Annotated in this window: 15 protein-coding genes; 3 read left to right on the top strand and 12 right to left on the bottom strand. The window is 66.3% G+C overall.

The window, feature by feature from the left end; genetic code table 11:
- Position 1 precedes the first annotated feature (1 nt).
- Positions 2–2,545 carry an NAD-dependent epimerase/dehydratase family protein gene (locus tag RBA41_RS01810; protein ID WP_306620405.1) on the bottom strand — a complete coding sequence of 848 codons (2,544 nt, stop codon included), beginning with the start codon at positions 2,543–2,545 and terminating at the stop codon, positions 2–4.
- 307 nt (positions 2,546–2,852) lie between these two features.
- Here RBA41_RS01810 and RBA41_RS01805 point away from each other — a divergent pair, with 307 nt between their 5' ends.
- The gene (locus tag RBA41_RS01805) at positions 2,853–3,971 is read left to right on the top strand and encodes a patatin-like phospholipase family protein (protein WP_306620403.1); all 1,119 of its coding nucleotides are present in this window, start codon (positions 2,853–2,855) and stop codon (positions 3,969–3,971) included.
- Positions 3,972–4,250: 279 nt separating this feature from the next.
- Here the strand turns inward: RBA41_RS01805 and RBA41_RS33595 are convergent, their stop codons facing one another.
- From RBA41_RS33595 to RBA41_RS01760, 9 genes are all read right to left on the bottom strand, one after another.
- Complete coding sequence (locus RBA41_RS33595) at positions 4,251–4,589, bottom strand: four-helix bundle copper-binding protein (RefSeq protein ID WP_510184547.1); 339 nt, start codon at positions 4,587–4,589, stop codon at positions 4,251–4,253.
- 87 nt (positions 4,590–4,676) lie between these two features.
- A complete protein-coding gene (locus tag RBA41_RS01795) occupies positions 4,677–5,249 on the bottom strand; it encodes a beta/gamma crystallin domain-containing protein (RefSeq protein WP_306620400.1) in 573 nt (190 codons plus the stop codon).
- A gap of 140 nt (positions 5,250–5,389) precedes the next feature.
- Positions 5,390–5,704 carry a BON domain-containing protein gene (locus RBA41_RS01790; RefSeq protein ID WP_306620399.1) on the bottom strand — a complete coding sequence of 105 codons (315 nt, stop codon included), beginning with the start codon at positions 5,702–5,704 and terminating at the stop codon, positions 5,390–5,392.
- 150 nt (positions 5,705–5,854) lie between these two features.
- Complete coding sequence (locus RBA41_RS01785) at positions 5,855–6,862, bottom strand: serine hydrolase (RefSeq protein ID WP_306620397.1); 1,008 nt, start codon at positions 6,860–6,862, stop codon at positions 5,855–5,857.
- Between the two features lie 45 nt (positions 6,863–6,907).
- Positions 6,908–8,257 (bottom strand): sensor histidine kinase, encoded by a 1,350-nt coding sequence (locus RBA41_RS01780; RefSeq protein ID WP_306620394.1) that lies wholly within the window; start codon positions 8,255–8,257, stop codon positions 6,908–6,910.
- On the bottom strand, positions 8,233–8,898 hold the full coding sequence (locus tag RBA41_RS01775) for a response regulator (protein WP_306620392.1): 666 nt from the start codon (positions 8,896–8,898) through the stop codon (positions 8,233–8,235). Before RBA41_RS01775 ends, RBA41_RS01780 begins: the two co-directional genes overlap by 25 nt.
- A complete protein-coding gene (locus RBA41_RS01770) occupies positions 8,895–10,118 on the bottom strand; it encodes a YbdK family carboxylate-amine ligase (protein WP_306620390.1) in 1,224 nt (407 codons plus the stop codon). Before RBA41_RS01770 ends, RBA41_RS01775 begins: the two co-directional genes overlap by 4 nt.
- Positions 10,111–11,325: a cation:proton antiporter domain-containing protein gene (locus RBA41_RS01765; protein ID WP_306620388.1), complete on the bottom strand. Its 1,215-nt coding sequence runs from the start codon at positions 11,323–11,325 to the stop codon at positions 10,111–10,113. Before RBA41_RS01765 ends, RBA41_RS01770 begins: the two co-directional genes overlap by 8 nt.
- Positions 11,318–12,337: a hypothetical protein gene (locus tag RBA41_RS01760; protein WP_306620387.1), complete on the bottom strand. Its 1,020-nt coding sequence runs from the start codon at positions 12,335–12,337 to the stop codon at positions 11,318–11,320. The genes RBA41_RS01765 and RBA41_RS01760 overlap by 8 nt, the downstream gene beginning before the upstream one ends.
- Positions 12,338–12,723: 386 nt before the next feature.
- Between RBA41_RS01760 and RBA41_RS01755 the strand changes: the two genes are divergently transcribed.
- Together RBA41_RS01755 and RBA41_RS01750 are read left to right on the top strand one after the other, a co-directional pair.
- Positions 12,724–13,029 carry a hypothetical protein gene (locus RBA41_RS01755; RefSeq protein ID WP_306620385.1) on the top strand — a complete coding sequence of 102 codons (306 nt, stop codon included), beginning with the start codon at positions 12,724–12,726 and terminating at the stop codon, positions 13,027–13,029.
- A gap of 159 nt (positions 13,030–13,188) precedes the next feature.
- Positions 13,189–14,241 carry a sodium:calcium antiporter gene (locus RBA41_RS01750; protein WP_306620383.1) on the top strand — a complete coding sequence of 351 codons (1,053 nt, stop codon included), beginning with the start codon at positions 13,189–13,191 and terminating at the stop codon, positions 14,239–14,241.
- 248 nt (positions 14,242–14,489) lie between these two features.
- Here RBA41_RS01750 and RBA41_RS01745 read toward each other — a convergent pair whose 3' ends face one another.
- Both RBA41_RS01745 and RBA41_RS01740 read right to left on the bottom strand, forming a co-directional pair.
- Positions 14,490–15,206, bottom strand: a complete 717-nt coding sequence (locus RBA41_RS01745; protein WP_306620381.1) for a lipid-binding SYLF domain-containing protein — start codon at positions 15,204–15,206, stop codon at positions 14,490–14,492.
- Between the two features lie 673 nt (positions 15,207–15,879).
- Positions 15,880–17,043, bottom strand: a complete 1,164-nt coding sequence (locus RBA41_RS01740) for a tyrosine-type recombinase/integrase (protein WP_306620379.1) — start codon at positions 17,041–17,043, stop codon at positions 15,880–15,882.
- Between the last annotated feature and the right edge of the window lie 363 nt (positions 17,044–17,406).

Below are 17,406 nucleotides of genomic sequence, written 5' to 3'. Positions count from 1 at the left end.
CTCAGGCCTCTGCCCTGCCCGCGCGTTTGGCGGAAAAGTCAATCGTCGCATGGGCAATTTTGTCCCAGCTGCCATAGTGGTTCACAATCCTCCCCCGGGGATACGCCAGGACGATCAAGGCGATGCCGAGCAATACTGAAGCGATCGCGGCGGCACTGGAATAGCCGGCAAGGAGCCAGGGGGCGGCCAGCAGCCATGCGCCAAATCCGATATTGGCGAAGCGCAGCGGCCGCGCAACCTCCCCCCATGCCATGATGGAAAACGTGACGACCAGCGAACCGATGATGTGGTCGCTGTCGGCAGCCTGGTCCGCCGTGCCGAACAGCAGGCGCGTGCACATCAAGGCCACCCCGATGGCGATACTGGCCAGCAGGTTCCAGGGAACGCTCACTCCGCTGAGCAGCATTTCGCGCAGAATGGCCCCGATCGGCGCTTCGAAGTTGTCCGAATAGTCGGCGCTGCCGCCATCCATCGTGTCGCCGCGCAGCGTGACGTACCAGAGGGGCCTCCCCTGCCGCCGGCGCGCCTTGAGGAACTGCAGCGTGGCCAGGATTTCATCGAATGAATAGGGAATCTGCAACAGCATCGCCAGCGCGCCGATCAGGCACAGGGTGCACCAGGTGCCGATCACGATCGGCTGGATGATGATGAAGAATACGCTGACCGCGCCCAGCGGCACAATCAGCACGCCGAACAGCAAGACCAGCCAGGGCATCGTGCGCCAGCGCCGCTTGTCGCCGATGACCCCGGTGACGATTTCGAGCACATAGACCGATGCGCCGAGCCCGGCATCGGACACCGGCCACGCTTCCGATACCGATGAAGTAACGATGCGCTCGGTCCCGTCGCCGAAGAACGGGTCCCATGCCGCGTCGATGTGCCCCAGCTGGAATGCCGCCAGGTAGCGCGAGATGACAAGGCCGACCAGGGCCAGCGCGATGATGGGCAGGCGGTTGGACCAGCCGGACGGGCTGTAATCCCATCCCGGCGGGGCGTCCGGGCCGCTGATGCGTGCCACCGGTGTGATCCCGGGCGGCGCCGGCAGCGCGACCGCGAAGAGGATCAGCAAGGTGCCCACCAGGGTATCGTTGGCATAGGCCGCCGGGCTGCTGGTCCAGAAAAGAATGGGCGCGAACAGCAGCCACAGGCCTACCGCCGCCGTACTCCAGCGCGCCCAGCCGAAATCGCGCGAGAGCGAGAGCAGGCCGAACAGAATCACCAGCAGCCCCGCGGCGATGTCGCTGGCGGTCATCCAGGATGCGCTGTAAGCCAGGCCGCGGCCGCTCGGAGCCACGGTGGCGCCGGCCTGCATCCATTGCTGCGCCAGGCCGAACGCGAACGGACTGGCGACGAGCCACATGCCCAATCCGATATTGGCGAAATGGCACCAGAGCGTCTGGCGGTGCTCGGCACGGGCCATCATGCTGTAGTCGGCAATCATCCGGGCGCTGGCTTCGCCGGCGTCGCGCACGTCTTCCAGCCATAGCGGCAGGGTCAGCTTGTTACGCCGGTACCAGCCGGGCGGATCGGCACGCAGGCGCGCGATGATGGTTTGCAGGCTGCGCCGCAGGGAATGCGCGGGCCGCCAATCGAGCAGGGTCTGGGCCCGCGAGATATCGAGCTCGTAGTGCTCGTCGGCCATGCGGACCATGAACGGCTTGACGAAGGGTGCCTGGCCGCGGTCGATCGCGTCCGGCACCACGATCTCGGCTTTTTGCTGGAACCAGGCGCCGGCCGCGGCCAGGGCTTTGGGAATCCGCCGGGTCTCCCATGGTTCGCCATGGAGCAGCCAGGCGATCAGGTTTTGCAGCGTTTCGTAGCTTTCCGCGCCCGCTTCGCCGATCAGCATCGTGGTTTCCGGCGCCAGCCGCGCGCGCCGGTCGACGGCGGCGCGAAATGCCGCCGCCACGTCGTCGATATGGACGCAGGCCTGCCCATGCGAGGCATCGCCCGGGAAGACGCGGCTGAGCATCTGGCGCTCGAAGATGCGCTCGATCTGGTGCGCCAGCGAGGGCAGCTCGCAATCGTCCGTGTACACCCCGGCAATGCGGAAAATCACCGACGGGGTCGTGCCGCGCTCGGCTTCGACGATGCGTTCGGCCGCCAGTTTCGATTGCGGATACGGCCACGCGGGTGCCAGCGGCGACGTTTCGGTGATGAGGCGCCCGGGTGAGCTCGGGGCATGAACCAGCATCGTGCTGGCGTAAATGAACTGGCCGACCTCGAACGATTGCAAGGCGCGCAGCAAGTTCTGCGTGCCCTTCACATTGACTTCATCGTACAGCGGATCGGGTTCGTCGGAGAAATCATAAAACGCGGCAAGGTGGATGACCGAGGCGATCCGCCCGCCGTAGCTCGACCGCAATGTATCGAAGGCCTGCGCCAGCGCCGCCTCCGAGGTGATGTCGGCGTCGATGCAGTCCGGGCCCTTGCATTGCCGCTCGAGGCCCACCACACGGTAGGCATCGGACAGACGGGCGGCAATCGCGGTGCCGATTCTGCCCTCCGATCCCGTGATCAAGACAATCGGTTTGTCCGCGCTCATCTCCGTCCCTTCAGGTTGGCTGAAACAGGTTGGCTGAAACAGAAGAACCGGCGCCGATCCGGCGCGCATCGTCCTCCAGAGCCCTATTCTAGGATCGGCACCGCATCTCTCCTTGATGTACGCGTTGGTCGGTCATGCAACTTTTAGCGCACACGCTTGCCGGATGCTCGCGTGCATCACATTTGCCGAAGGCCGCATCGGGGCCGAACCAAGTGCTCGCCGCACGGGTCTATAAGGCAGCGTGTGCATGCGAAAACGGGGCCGGTCGCATGCGTTCGCTTCAGGCCCGGCCGCAAACGGAGGAACCATGTGTGCGACAGACGCGAAACACATTGATATTGCGCTGCAGGGCGGCGGTGCGCATGGTGCGCTCGCCTGGGGAATGCTCGACCGTTTGCTGGAGGACGAACGCCTGTCGATCAGGGGGATCAGCGGCACCAGCGCCGGTGCGGTGAACGCCGTCGTGCTGGCCGACGGGTTCGCCCGCGGCGGTGGGCGCGCCGGCGCGCGCCGCGCGCTGGCCACCTTCTGGCGGGCGCTCAGCCATGCCGCCCGTCTCAGTCCGTTCCAGCGTACCCCGCTCGACCATCTGATGGGGCGCTGGACGCTTGACAGTTCGCCGGCGTACGCGTTTTTCCAGATGGCGACCAGCATGGTGTCGCCCTATGAATTCAATCCTTTCAACATCAATCCCTTGCGCAGCCTGTTGGCTGAACTGATCGATTTCGAGCGCGTCCGTGCCTGTGACGAGCTGGGACTGTTTATCTCTGCAACGAATGTGCGCACGGGACGGGCGCGGATTTTTCGCCGGCATGAACTCGATATCGACAAGGTAATGGCGTCGGCGTCGCTGCCACAGCTGTTTCAGGCAGTGGAAATCGACGGCGAGGCCTACTGGGATGGTGGCTACATGGGAAACCCGGTGCTGTTTCCACTGATTGACGAATCCTGCCCGCGCGACCTGGTGATTATTCAAATCAATCCTGTGGTACGCAACGAGCTGCCGCGTACCGCCGCCGAGATCGCCAACCGGCTCAACGAAATCACCTTCAACGCCAGCCTGGTCCGGGAAATCAGTTCCATCCTCCTGCTCAAGCGGCTCATCGACGAGGAAAATCAGGCGCACGTCCGCTTCGCCGATACGCGCCTGCATCGGATCAGCGCCGACGACGCCGTGCTGCAACTGAGCGTGTCGAGCAAGTTGAATGCCGCGTGGGACTTTTTGTCTTACCTGCACGACGTCGGGTACGCCGCCGCCGATGGCTGGATCGAGCGCAATTTCAAGCTGGTCGGCCGCCGCTCGACCATCGAGGCGGGGCCGGTATGCGGACCGGGTCCGGAACCGGAACCGGAACCGGATGCGGACGGCGGGCCGGCACGGGCTGCACCTGCCAGGCGCAACCCGGCCCGGCACCGGGATCGCTGAGTGCCCGGAAAAATCGGCTCATGTCGGCGCGCGCCCCGCAGCCGGGCCGCATCCGGGACGGCCGCGGCACATGCGGAGCCGTTGACGTCGATGCGATCGCCAGGCGGTGCACCCGGCGTTTCCCCGCACCGATGCACTCGGGCGGCGCCGCAACGCGCCCGGGATCAGCGCGCCCGAGATCAACGCGCCCGAGATCGGCGCGCCCGAGATCGGCGCGCCGATGATTCGGCACCCACCCGGCGCCAGCGGCCGTGGCGCCACCTGGCTGGGTGCCAGCGCTTATGCGGCAGTGGCCACCATGCGGCGGCATTCGTCCGCACAACGGCGGCATGCCTGCGAACAGGCCTGGCAGTGCGCAGCCTGGTGCCTGGCGCATTCTTCGCCGCAGGCGTCGCAGACGTCTGCGCACACCTGGCACAGCGCGCGGGCGAACTGGCTGCCGCGGGCCATGAATCCGGCAGCGGCCCGGCAAAGATGGGCGCAGTCGATATCGAGAGCAATGCAGCGCGCCATCATCTTCACGTCGTCTTCCTGCAGACAGGCGCTGGCGCATTCGTCGCATGCCGTTGCACAGGAGTGACATGCCTCGATGCAGGAATCAAATTGTCTCTGGTTCATTATTTGCCTCCGGTTTCCAATGATGTCAATCGCATCCCCGCGCCACGCGCATGGAGGCGCGGGGGTGCGTACTCAAAAAGCCCGGCACTAGGCCTTCGCGCAGCTCAGGCGTACCGAAGCGAACTCGTCGAAAAAACCCAATGGCTTGCTGATATCGGGTACCTTTTGCCCGGGTTTGAACTGCGCAACCTGATCGGCGAACTGCTGGTTGTCGAACACGGTCAGGGTCGCCTTGGGGCCGATTTCGACGCTGTCGACCTTGTCATCCCAATTGAGCCCGAACGGGCCACTCATGTCGGCGATGTCGAGCGGCCCTGCCAGGGTGAGCGTGTCGCCGCTGTAGTTCTTGCCCGAATATATCCGGGCCCAGCAGCCGGATTTCATGGCATTGTCCTTGCTGGCGGCAGCGACCGGGACCAGCATGAAGATGGTGGCCGGCAGCACCACCCGGCCGGCCGCCGGCGCGCCCTGCCCTTGCTGCCCCTCAGTGGCGGCGCCCGCTTTTCCGCCCTGGGAATTGCCGCCTTGCGCAGCGGCGCCGGTCTGGTTCCCCGGCGCTCGCGCCTGCCCGCTGCCGGCCGCGCCATCGGCCATGCCAATTGCCGGGGCCGCCGCCAGCGCGGCCAACATGGTAAATCGATGAATCCAGTGTGTGTGCATGATGCCCTCCCGTAGTCATCCAATGCGGGGCGCGGCAGCCGGCTGGCTGCCGACGACGCCCCAACGTTGGATGGCATTTGCGCTCCCGGGTTCCCGGACGGGCTGCAAGCGCCCGACATGGGCCAGGAATGCGGCGCGCGCTATTTCACGATCAGCGCGTTGTTTACCTCGCGCACGCCATTGACACGGCGCGCTACATCCAGGGCACGCTGGACGTTTTCAGGCGAGTCGACGAATCCGCTTAACTGGACAACGCCGCGGAAAGTCTCGACCTGCACGTCGCGGGCCTTGACGTCCGGATCGCCGGCGAGCGCCGCTTTCACCCTGGCGCTGATGGCGGTATCCTCGATGGCGACACCGATGCGCCGGTCGGTCGGTTCCGACGCACATCCCGCTGCAAGGGCAACGAGCATGGCGCTGATGACGGTCAATTTGAGTGCTCTGGCAAGCTTCATGGTTTTCTCCATAGGTCACGATACGAATCGGCCCGAAAACACGGGCGAGTATGATTCGATCGCAAAAACGCGCGCCGGTTCCTGCGCCGGTCCTTGCAATGCCAGGCAGGTTGCGGCAGGCGCCATCCCGGTAGCCGAACGCTGCCGCCGTCAGCGTTGCGCGCGCGCCAGCCAGGAGCGGACCTGGTTGGCATCGCGGGCGCGCGAGAATTTCCCTTGTGCGTCGAGGAAGATCATCACCACCGCGCGCCCTTTCACCTTCGCGTGCAGCACCATGCAGCGGCCCGCTTCCGATATATACCCGGTCTTTTGGGTGCCGATGTGCCAGCCCGGGCTGGCAATAAGGCGGTTGGAATTGCGGTACACGGTCGCCTGGCGCCCTTGTGCAATGGTATGGTCGGGATCGGTCGAATAGGCCCGGATCAGGGCTTGCTGTTGCGCTGCGATGACCAGCCTGGCCAGGTCCTCGGGCGTCGACACGTTCAGGCTCGACAAACCGGTCGGCTCGACGAAGCGCGTGCGATGCATGCCCAGGGCGCGCGCTTTGGCATTCATCGCCAGCACGAATGCGGGCGTGCCGCCGGGATAATGGCGTCCCAGGGCCGATGCCGCGCGGTTTTCCGAACTCATCAGCGCAATATGCAGCATGCCGGAGCGCGCCAGGCCGGTGCCGACCCGCAAGCGCGACGAGGAATACTTGAGCCGGTCGACATCGGCGTCGGCCACGGTCAGCACCTCATCCATGTCCTGCCCGGCTTCGATGACTACCAGCGCGGTCATCAGTTTTGTGACCGAGGCAATCGGCATGACCGCGTCCGCGTTTTTTTCGTACAAGACCTTGTGCGCTGCGGGATCGACGATCAGCACGGCGCTCGACCTGAGCGCGGCCAGCGTCGCGTGGCGCGCCGAGTCGGCCCGATAGCGCTTTGCCGGCCTGGCGCCGCTCGCCGCGCGCCGTTTTGCGGGCCTGGCCTTGTGCCTTGCCTTGGGCCTGGCCTTGTGCCTTGCCTTCGGCCTGGCCTGGGCATGGCGCACGCTTTTCGCCACCGCGCCGGCGCCAGCCTGTGCGCTGCGCGCCTGCGCCGGAATTGCCAGGAACGCCAGCAATGCCAGCGCCATTGCCGCCGCGCCGATCATGGCGGGGAGAGAAATTTTCATGAGGTCATCGGCGGCCGCGCCGCCCCTGGTTGGTCGGAAAGCCGATCAAGCGGCTTGCCTGAAGGTGACAAGGACCCGTAGTCCCGTTTCCGGGGGGCATGAATCGGATAGTGCAATCGTCGCCTGCATGCTCTCGGCCACGGTGCGCGTGATGGACAGGCCCAGGCCCGAGCCGATTTCGCCATTGCCCAGTACCCGGTAAAACGGGTCGAAGACGCGCTCGCGTTCGGCGGGGGCGATGCCCGGGCCGGTGTCGTCCACCTGCAGGGTGACCGCCCTGCCCTCGCGCCGTACCGTCAGGTCGACCCGGCCGCCTTCGGGCGTGTAGCGCACGGCATTGTCGAGCAAATTCTTGACCAGCACTTTCAGGTCGACGAAGCGGGCCTGGACTTCACCGTCGGCCTCGCCGATCACGCCCAGGTCGATCTTTTTCGCTTCGGCCAGCGGGATCATGTCTTCGAGCACCTCGCGAATCACGTGCGCAAGCGAGACCTTGCCCGCCGCGTCGCGCGGCGCTTCCTGGGTCCGCGCCAGGGTCAGCAGCTGGTCGAGCAGGATGCGCGTGCGTTGCAGTCCGGCACTCAAGGCACCGAGCCGCGAGCGCGCCTCCTGCGGCATGTTGGCCGCGCCCAGGCGTTCGGCCTGCAGGGACATGGCCGTCAGCGGCGAGCGCAGCTCATGGGCGGCATCGGCGATGAACCTGCGCTGCACGGCCAGCGACCGTCCCATCCTCACCAGCAGCGCGTTGATCGCCACCACGAACGGCCGCACTTCCGCAGGCAGCCCGGCGTGATCGAGGGGGCCGAGATCGGCTTCGGTCCGGCTTGCGAGTTCGCCGGCGAGCGTCTCGAACGGCTTGAACATTTGTTGCAGCAGCACGCCCACCAGCAACACCAGCACCGGCACCAGCAGCAGGATCGGCATCAGCGTGCGCACGGCACTGGCGCGCGCCGTGGCGTCGCGCACCGTGGTCTGCTGGCCGACCGCCACCCTCACGCCCCTGGCGTTGGTCTTGACGAAGACGCGCCATTGTTCATTGCCGACCAACACCGTTTGCAGTCCGTCGCCGAGCAGGCTCGAAAACACCGGCGGACGGGCAGGCAGGGGTGCCGGCAAGCCGTTGCCCGTGCGCAGGAAACGCACGACCACGCGCGCATCGAAGTCGACGTCGCCGGCCCGCTCGCGCGCCAGCGGCGAGGACGGTACGGCATCGAGCCGGCTGATCAGGTAGCCGGTCTGGCGCAGTTGCAGGTCCTGCAGCTTGTGCGCTTCATCGGTGGCCCAGACGAAGGAGATGACGCCGGCGGCGGCGGCGATGAGAATGATCGCCAGCGACAGCCACATCGACAGGCGCCAGCGCAGCGAGGCGCCTACCGGCCCTTCGACACCATCCATCCCACTCCCCTCACATTCTTGATGACGTCGGCGCCGAGCTTTTTACGCAGGCTATGGATCAGGAATTCGACGGCGTTGCTTTCCACCTCTTCGTTCCAGCCATACAGCCGGTTCTCGAGCTCCGCGCGCGACAGGATCGCGCCCGGACGCAGCAGCAACGATTGCAGCAGCGAGAATTCGCGCGCCGTCAGGCGCACCTCGACAGCGCCCACCCGCGCTTCGTGGGTGGCCGGATCGAGCGTGACGACGCCGTTCGACAGGTTGGGGCCGACCGCATGTTCCTTGCGCCGGGTGAGCGCGCGCATGCGCGCCAGCAGCTCGCTCATGGCAAACGGCTTGACCAGGTAGTCGTCGGCCCCGCTGTCGAGCCCGGCCACGCGGTCTTCGGTGGCGTCGCGCGCGGTCAGCACCAGCACCGGCACGTCGTTCCTGGCCAGGCGGATCGCGCGCAGCACCTCCATGCCATCTTTCCTGGGCAAGCCCAGGTCGAGCAATACCAGCGAGTAGCCCTGCGCCGCCGCGATGCTGGTGAGCGCGGCCTGGCCGTCGCACACCCAGTCGACTGCGTAACTGGCGTCCCGCAATTCCTGCTGGACCACGTTGCCGATCATCGGATCGTCTTCGACCAGCAGCACTCTCATGCCGGCGCCCCGGCCGGCGCCGCGCCGGCGGGCGCGCGTTCGAACATCTCGCTGGCCACCCGCGACAGGTCATTCATGCCGGAACCGGCGTCCAGATGGGCGGTGAGCCAGCGCGCCTGGCCGCCGTCGCGCATCAGTTCCCCGATCATGCGGCAAGCCTGGCCGAAGCCGGGATCGCGCGAACGCCGCGCCAGGCGGTCGAGGTCGTCCATGACCACCTGCCTGACCGGCAGGCCGACGCCGGTGCAAGGATTGATCCAGCTTGCCTCGACCCCGTCCTTGGCCGCGTTAAAGCGGTTCCAGGCGTACAGCTCGCGCGAATCGTCGAGCGGCCATGTGCCCGGCGCCTCGAACGCCTCGATGCACAGTTCGCGCGCGTAGCAGGCCAGCGCGGCCGCGTAGGACGGGTGCAGCGGGGTATCGAGCACGCGCAGCTCGATGGTCCCGAATTCGGGCTTGGGCCGCACGTCCCAGTAAAAATCCTTGATGCTGTTGACAATGCCATGGCCGGCCAGGCGCGCGAAGTGCAGCTCGAAATCGTGCCAGGTGCGGATGTGGGCGGGCATGGTGCCGCTCATGGGGAAGGCCCCGACGACATTGCTGCGGGCGCTGCAAAAACCGGACTCCTCGCCCTGCCAGCAGGGCGAGTTGGCCGACAGCGCGATGAACAGGGGCGCGCGCTGGGTCAGCCAGGCGCACAGGCGCACGGCTTCGTCGGCGCTGGGCACGCCGATGTGCACGTGCATGCCGAACACCGTGAACATTTTCGCGAGATAGCCGTACTTTTTGGCCGACTCGCGGTAGCGTTCCTTCGGATAGATGCGCTGCTCGTTCCATTTCTGGAACGGGTGCGCGCCGCCGCCGGAAATGGCGGCGCCGACCCGGAAGGCGGCGTGCTGGACGCTGGAACGGATTTCCTCGATCTCGGCGGCCGCTTCGGCGTAGCTGCCGAGGATCGAACTGGCCACTTCCAGCATGGACGTGGTGATTTCCGGCGTGGCGATCCATTTCTTGCTTTGCATGTCGAGCAGGCGCAGGATGTCCGGCGCGGCCGGCATCAGGTCGTAGGTGAGGCGGTCGAGCACCATCAGTTCGAGCTCGATGCCCATGCTGCCCAGCTGCGAGACCGCAAACGGCGGCAGGTAGGCCGGACCCTGCCCGGCCACGGCCAGCGCCTGGGCGGCGGCGAGGCGCTCTTGTTCCAGGGTGGCGTCAGCCATGTTCATCTCCTTCGTGTGTCTCGTCTGCAAGCTTCAATCCCCACCAGGTCAGGCCGGGCCCGACCAGCACGTTCAGGGCCAGCAGGGCCGCCATGATGCTGGCCGCGGCCTCGCTCATGTACGCGGCCCCGCTCATCGAATTGTCGACCACCAGCGAGCCGAAACTGACCAGCGAGCACAGCGACAGGGCGATGGCGTGCTTCTTGTCCCGGCTCCAGGCGCCGCTCGGCATCAGGGCCAGCCGGGTCAGGCCGACGCGCACGGCGAATACCAGCAGCGCCGCGAGCAAGGGCATCCACTGGAACAGATGCTGGAGCTGGACCAGCGCGGCCGACATCATGAACAGCAGCGCGTAGCCGATATCCTGGGCCGTCTTGACCTGCGCCTGGAATACGTTGTCGCGCGTTTCCGCGTTACGCAGCAACAATCCCATCAACAGCAGCGACAACAGGGCGCTGGCCGAACTGACCGAACACAGTCCCAGGTCCATCATCAGGGCCGCCAGCAGGATCCCCGGGCGCAATCCGGCTTGTGCTTTCGAAATACGGGTCGCGATCGTATACAAACCATAGCAGAGAAGCGCAATGGCTGCGCCCAGCGCGAGTTGGCTGCCCTGCCGCAACAGTTCGCCGGAAAAGCCGAATTCGGCGTTGATGCCGTGGCTGCGCATCCACGCCAGCGAGCCCGACAGGGCGAGCAGCGCGACCAGGTTGCTGATGCCGACCGTGTTGGCCGCGGCATACGTCGCCACCCCGCTGGCGTGCGAGTCCGACACCATCGACGTGAACACGACCGGATTGACGGCGATCAGGATGGCGGCGATGAACGCCGCTTCGCCCCAGCCCAGGCCGAAGGCGGCCAGCACCGCCCACGCGCCCATGCCGCGCAGCACGCAGCCGAGCACCAGCGAGCCGCCCTGGCGCGCACTGCGCCACAGCCACGCCAGGTCCATCTTGCGGCCCACTTCGAACAGGACCAGTGCCGAAGCGGCGTTGAACAGTTCCTGGAACTGCGACAGCAGCGCCGCATCGACCAGGCCCAGGCCGCTGACGCCAAGGATCAGTCCGGCGATGACGGCGCCATACAGCTTGGGCCAGCCGCGCGACTGCATCAGCACCCCGATCACCTGGGACAGCAGCAATCCGGCGCCGACCACGGCCAGCGGCGAAAGCAGCCACAGGGGAAGCGTGGAGACGTCCTCATTCATGCTCGACCGCCCAGCGCGCGGCCAGCGCCCGCAATTCGTTTTGCAGCACCTGCTCGGCGCGCGCGACGGCCTGCGCGTCGGCCTGGCCTGCCTGGCTCGGCGGCAGCACGGTCGTGATACGCAGCCTGACCAGGGGGCCGCTGCCCTTGGTCGGAATCCATACCTGCCCCTTGAGGGTGGTGTTTTCCATCCACACGGCATGGAATTTGGCGCCGCCGCGGGCGTGGGGCGCCGTCGGCACCAGGCTGAACGGCAGGAGCCAGGTCGCCTTCGGATAGCGCCGCGCCAGTTGCAGTTGCATGGCGGCGCGCTGCTCCAGGCGGCTGTCGTCGGCCGCGTAAGGCAGTTGCATCAGTTGCTGCCCGAGTCCCAGGGCATCGACGGTGAGGCACAAGCGCTGCGCCTGCCACTGCCAGGTCTGGCCGCCGATTTCGCCGCTCCGCTGCGCGAGGTGCGCTTCGAGGACGCTGTGCAGCATGCGCTCCTCGACCGGTCCGGAGGCCGGCTCGGGATGCGAGCGCAGCTTGGCGGCGCTGGCCGCCAGCAGTGCCCAGCGCTGCTCCTGCCAGCGCCGGGTGGCGGCGCGTTCGGACGGGTCCCAGCGCCACTCCGTCAAGCTCCATTCGCCGTCGGCCAGGCGCCGCATCGTCACGATGCGCTTCTGCGCTCCGTGCTCGTCAATGACGCTCTGGCTGGTCCACGCGCTGCGCCACACCGGCGCGGCCGTGCCGGCGCGGGCCCAGGCCCACCATTGCGCTTGCGCACTGACGCAGGCGCCGGGCTTGACGCCACCCTGCCCGCTCCAGCGCCGCATGCGCAAGCGGTTCTGCCATGCGCATTCGGCCACGCCCCCGCTCACAGCGGGTCCCGGCGCGGGCGTGGCTTGCTGGTCGGGGCAGGTCCATGGCCGTTGCTGCGCAAGCACGCGCAGCTGCGTGCCGACGTCGGCCGCCGGCGCTGTTGTCGATGATGCCGCTGCGCCGATGGCGCTGTCCGGCCATACGATGGCCATGGCCATGGCGATGACAGGCAGGACGCAAGACCAGCATGGCGGGCTGCCAGCGCGTAGCTGTTGAGACAATATGCTCTCCTCCGCGTGATGAGCGTGTTGATGCGCAGCATCGTCGTGGACGCCGGCTCAGCAATGGTAGAGGTCGACACTTAGCGAATACTTAGTGGGGGGCCGCTTTTCGCCGATTCTCCAACCAGGTCATTTTTGCACGAAATTGCCGTTCGCACCGGCATCTTGTTGATATAGAATTACCGCCCATTAATAGTTACGGACGGCAATCTCGATCGCTCCGACCCACTGCGACAATGGCGAAAAAACAGATTCCTCCCGACGTGCGCCGCCTGATATCGAGGAGCCTTCCGTCCGTTCCACACCTTGAAGCACTGATGCTGCTGCAAGCAAGCGCGCCTGCGTCGTGGTCCGCGCCGGACCTCGCACAGCGCCTGTACGTGGCGCCCGCCGAGGCGCGCGAGGTGCTCGACTACCTGCGCCGCGCGGGAATGCTGCGTGCCGGCGCCGCGGCGTCGAGCTATTTGTTCAGCCCGCGGCGCGAGGAGTTGCGCAAGCTGATCGATACCCTTGCGCTGTTGTATTCGAGCCACCTGGTGGAAATCACCCTGCTTATTCATGCGAAACTGGACCGCGTGGCGCACCATCGGGCCAGCGCCGCCGGCGGCAAGACCGACACGTAGAGGTGCCAGGGCCGCGTCATGTCGCTTGCCCGCCGCGGCGGCGGCGGCGGCGAGCGGCCGAACTTTCGCCGCGCCCGCGCGTCTATTACCCGAGTACCCAACAACGCCCTGCGGCGCGGGCCAGCCAGCCCGGTGCGCCAGATCAGCCCGGGAAGCAATATGCAACTACTGAACTTTGCGGGAAATGCCATTCCCATCAACCTGTTGCTGTTCGGGCTGGCGGCGGGCGTGGTCTGGCGTGCCGGAACGCGCCTGACGCACTACGCCGACCAGATCGCCACCAGGACCGGCATCGGACGTGCCGTCATCGGCCTGGTGCTTCTTGGGGGCATCACTTCGCTGCCTGAAATGGCTGTCGCGGTGTTCGCCGCCCTGAGCGGCGCGCCGGCGATGGCGGTCAATAACCTGGTGGGCGGCATCGCCATGCAAAAGGCGATTCTTGCCGGCGCCGATGGCTTCATCGGCAAGGAGGCATTGACGGTGATCGTGGCCTCGCCCGGCTTGCTGCTCCAGGCCGTGTTCGCCATCCTGCTCCTGGTGCTGGTGGCAATGGCCATGGTCGCCGGCGATACCACCATTGCCGGGGTGGGCCTGTGGGCCTGGCTCATACTGGCCGCCTATGGGTTCTCGGTCTGGACCATCGCCGCGGCGGAAAAGCGCCCGGCCTGGGCCGTGCTGCGCGACGGGAAGCCGGTCCTGCCGGCCCCCTCCGCGCCCGGCCCGGACCCGGCCTCGACAGCCTCACTGCCGCGCCTTGCCATGGGCACCGGGGTGGCCGCGGTGCTGATCTTCATTGCCGGCTACTTCCTGAGCACGATAGCGGACGTGCTGGCCGGGCAGACCGGACTGGGCCGCAACCTGGTCGGGGCCATCCTGCTTGCCCTGGCCACCTCGCTGCCCGAACTGAGCACGGTGACGGCGGCGCTGCGCCTGCGCCAATACGAGATGGCCATTGCCGACATCCAGGGCACCAGCATGTTCAACCTGGTGCTGATCGCGCTCATCGACGCGCTGTATGCCGGACCGGCCGTGCTCGGCATCGTCGGCAATTTCACCCTCCTTGCCACCTTGCTGTGCATTCTGATGGGGACCATTTACCTGATCGGCCTGATCGAACGCAGCAACCGCACGATCGCCCGCTTCGGCGTCGATTCGATCGTCATCCTGCTGTGCTATATCGGCGGGCTGTACCTGCTTTTCCAGCTCAGATAGGGCCCGGCCTGCCACGGGAACGGCGGGCCCGGGGACAGGCACAAGTCGCGGGTATTGCCGGGCGGGTGCTTGCAGCCGGGCGATGGCACAGCACGCCTGGCAGCGAGCGCAAGCGTGACTGGGATGTCCGGTCGGGTACCTACCGTGGCCGAAACGGTTATCCCGTTTGCACGTTACCGTCCCCCCGCGCCCGGCGCCTGCGCTTTGCACGCGGGTGCGCGTACCGGGCCAGCCAGCAAGGTGGACTGCTATTTGGCAGTCGCCGCTTTCAGGCTTTGCGCCAGCACGCCCGGCTGCGTGTCTTTCACACTCCCATTGAGGACATCGGCTGCCTTGACGGACTTGCGGTAATAGGCCCGGGTGTCGGCATCGTCGAAGTGGATGTCCACAACCCCGACCGCCGCAGTGGCGAAAGCGCCGCGGGTGTTGGTCCACACAATCACGTCGCCCTGGCCGGCGCCGGCGCGCGCCGAGGCGTTATAGTTCACCAGCGTCAGCCCGGCATCGGCATTGAGCGCGAAATTGTTTTCCTTGCGAAATTCGTTGACGGCTTTATCGTTCATGAGCAGCATCACGACAGGACCGGTTTCCGCTCCCGCCTGCAAACCGATGCTGACCCCGCCCAGGTTGTAGAACAGAGGCGAGGTCCATTCCTGCCCCTGCCTGACAAGCAGGATGCCCTCGCCGCCGCGCACGCCCACGCCCAGCCCGGCACGCACATAGGCCGGCACCACGAAGATTCCCCGCGCCACCTTCAGCAGGGGCGCCACCTTCGGGTCGGCCTTCATTTGCTCGATCGCCGCCGCCGACCTGGCAATCTGTTCCTGCACGTCGCCGCTCGTCCGGGCACTGGCTGGCTGCGCGGCGCCGGTTTGCGCATGGGCGGGCAGGGTCAGGGCCGGAGCGGCGCCCAGGACCATGACGCAGGCACTTGCCATGGCAAGTAATTTAGGTGTAGAAGTCATTTGCTTGTTCCTCTCGTGGTCATGTTGAGCTGCTGGACGGTGTGGCCTGGCGGCCGCGAACCGGCGCCGGGCGCCGTTGCCGAGACCTTGTTTTCACACCCTGGCGGAGACAATGGCCGCGCCGGGGCTTGATGAACGCCACATGCCCTTATCCGCTGCGGCCTGCCCTGCTGTCTCCGGAAATGCAGTGTCAAGTACCATCGAGCAGGAGGCGTACCGCATTAATCCATCATTCTAGGGCGGCCCTTTCGCGCTGGTGTTGATGTCGTTCTTGGTTCAAGGTGCAACTTCGACTCAATACCGATGTCGATGGCCGCAAATGCAAGCCTTTGCCCGGCAACGGCACAAGCGATATGGCCGGCCCGATGTCCGCTCCGGCGCCGCTAGCGCGGCCCCGGTTGACGCCCTCACTGCCGCATTTTCCGGCGCGATGCCGGCCAACCAGACGGACACGACGATCGGCTGGCCCGCAAGCATCCGGGCGCCTTGCGCGTGACGTTCGGGTGTGCGGGGCTGGTGGCATGCCCTCGCCGGGAAGGTGCGGCAGCGAGGGCGCCGCGGTGCGCGAGTTGACGCTGGCGGCGCCATGACACCCGGCGGGCATGCTGAACCAGGTGCGTATCGTTGATGGCCGTGCCGCGAATTTTGTGCCGGGGTGTGGCCCGCGGCTCGCTTACACCGCACCTCTGCCATTCACCGAGGCAATGATCTCGTCGTGGCGCTCGTTGTCGGTCTTGTGCAGATACGCCGCCGTGGTTGCGATGTTCGCGTGCCCGGCCGTGTCCTGCAGGGTTTTCAGCTGCACGCCGTTGTTGGCATGGTTGGTCAGCATGCTGTGGCGCAGCCAGTGCGGCGATGCCTGGCGCAAGACCGCGGCCGTTTCGGTATCGCCCTGGGCCGCGGCGGCCGATGCGGCGGCGCCGAACACGGCTTTCAGGGCTTGCGCGGCGGCTTCGTCGGTGATGCGCACGCGTTCAATGCTGCGGCTCGATAGCACCAGCGGCGTGCTATCGCCCCGATGCGTCTGCGGCAGCAAGCCGAAGGCATGGCGGTAGTCGCGAAACGCCGCCAGCATCTCCGGCGGGACCGGCAGGCGGCGTGGCTTGTTTCCCTTGCCCATGACGTCGAGCCACCAGCGAGCGTTCCCTTCGGTATAAATCGCCCCCATGCTTGCGCTGACGATTTCGTTCAGGCGCGCGCCGGTATGGGTGAACGCCACCAGCAGGAAGCGGTCCCGTTCGCGCTGCCTGAACGACGACAGGGTAGTCGCGGCGCGCGCGCTGACGGTGGCCAGCGCCAGCGCGATGGCGTGCGGCGTCAGGTAGCGCGTGATGCGGCTGGCGCCCGGCGCCTTGACGTTCTTGACCAGCCGCGCCGGATTGCGCCGCATGTAGCCGGTCTGTTCGGCGAACGCCAGTAAACCCTTGACGGCGATCATCGCCTGGCGCCGGCTGGCGTCCGACAGCGGCCCCGTAAACGGGCGGTAGCGCGGGTCGCTGCGCGGCCACTTGGTCGTCGCCACCCAGTCGGGCGGTGGATTTTTCAGGAATTCCTTGTACAGGTTCAGGTCCGCCACGCTGAGCTGGTGGAACGACCTGCCTGCTTCCTCGCGACACCAGGTGAGGAAGCGGAACAGTTCCTTTTGCGTGTTGGCGATCGACTTTTCGCTCAGTTCCCCGTGCGCGATGAACTCGCGGGCGATTTCGCTGTCGGTGCTGGCGTTGGTGATGGCGTCGTCGGCCACGTGGAAAATGCCGATGTCCGGGCGCTTGGTGTCACTGGGTACCGGGCCGTTGCGCGGCACCGGTTCCAGATTGATCGGCGTGAATTTGTGCATGCGGGAAGTGTCGAGTACTGTGTTAACGTACAGTATAGCATCTGTAGCAACTCAGCGCTGCCCCGGGCGCGCCTGGTGTAAACACGATTCCCCCGGGCGTAGCGCTGGTCCAACACTTCAACGCAAAAAAACGTCCCCGGTGCTGGTAACGTTTCCAGATTGCCATATGTGCATGTTATAAAGATGCAAACAGGAGGCGGTGCAATCACGAAACCGCACGACGGCGGAGCTGCCGACGCTGCCTGGCCATCAAGAGAAGCATGCCGGCCGGTCCAACCCGGCTGCATCATTTTAATGAAGTCCGACAATCACGAGGTCAACATGAGGTATTCAACATCGGGCGCGCCGCGCAATGGGGCAACG

The sequence above is a fragment of the Massilia scottii genome (assembly GCF_030846495.1).
Lineage (GTDB): Bacteria > Pseudomonadota > Gammaproteobacteria > Burkholderiales > Burkholderiaceae_D > Telluria_A > Telluria_A violaceinigra.
The sequence above is the reverse complement of the archived record's forward strand: the minus strand, read 5'-3'. Positions and strand labels throughout refer to the sequence as shown.

Coding starts and splice junctions, on each gene's coding strand:
- RBA41_RS01750 (WP_306620383.1), top strand. CDS start 13,189: ATGCAACTACTGAACTTTGCGGGAAATGCCATTCCCATCAACCTGTTG.
- RBA41_RS33595 (WP_510184547.1), bottom strand. CDS start 4,589: ATGAACCAGAGACAATTTGATTCCTGCATCGAGGCATGTCACTCCTGT.
- RBA41_RS01760 (WP_306620387.1), bottom strand. CDS start 12,337: ATGGCCATCGTATGGCCGGACAGCGCCATCGGCGCAGCGGCATCATCG.
- RBA41_RS01780 (WP_306620394.1), bottom strand. CDS start 8,257: ATGGATGGTGTCGAAGGGCCGGTAGGCGCCTCGCTGCGCTGGCGCCTG.
- RBA41_RS01765 (WP_306620388.1), bottom strand. CDS start 11,325: ATGAATGAGGACGTCTCCACGCTTCCCCTGTGGCTGCTTTCGCCGCTG.
- RBA41_RS01755 (WP_306620385.1), top strand. CDS start 12,724: ATGCTGCTGCAAGCAAGCGCGCCTGCGTCGTGGTCCGCGCCGGACCTC.
- RBA41_RS01810 (WP_306620405.1), bottom strand. CDS start 2,545: ATGAGCGCGGACAAACCGATTGTCTTGATCACGGGATCGGAGGGCAGA.
- RBA41_RS01795 (WP_306620400.1), bottom strand. CDS start 5,249: ATGCACACACACTGGATTCATCGATTTACCATGTTGGCCGCGCTGGCG.
- RBA41_RS01785 (WP_306620397.1), bottom strand. CDS start 6,862: ATGAAAATTTCTCTCCCCGCCATGATCGGCGCGGCGGCAATGGCGCTG.
- RBA41_RS01745 (WP_306620381.1), bottom strand. CDS start 15,206: ATGACTTCTACACCTAAATTACTTGCCATGGCAAGTGCCTGCGTCATG.
- RBA41_RS01770 (WP_306620390.1), bottom strand. CDS start 10,118: ATGGCTGACGCCACCCTGGAACAAGAGCGCCTCGCCGCCGCCCAGGCG.
- RBA41_RS01740 (WP_306620379.1), bottom strand. CDS start 17,043: ATGCACAAATTCACGCCGATCAATCTGGAACCGGTGCCGCGCAACGGC.
- RBA41_RS01775 (WP_306620392.1), bottom strand. CDS start 8,898: ATGAGAGTGCTGCTGGTCGAAGACGATCCGATGATCGGCAACGTGGTC.
- RBA41_RS01805 (WP_306620403.1), top strand. CDS start 2,853: ATGTGTGCGACAGACGCGAAACACATTGATATTGCGCTGCAGGGCGGC.
- RBA41_RS01790 (WP_306620399.1), bottom strand. CDS start 5,704: ATGAAGCTTGCCAGAGCACTCAAATTGACCGTCATCAGCGCCATGCTC.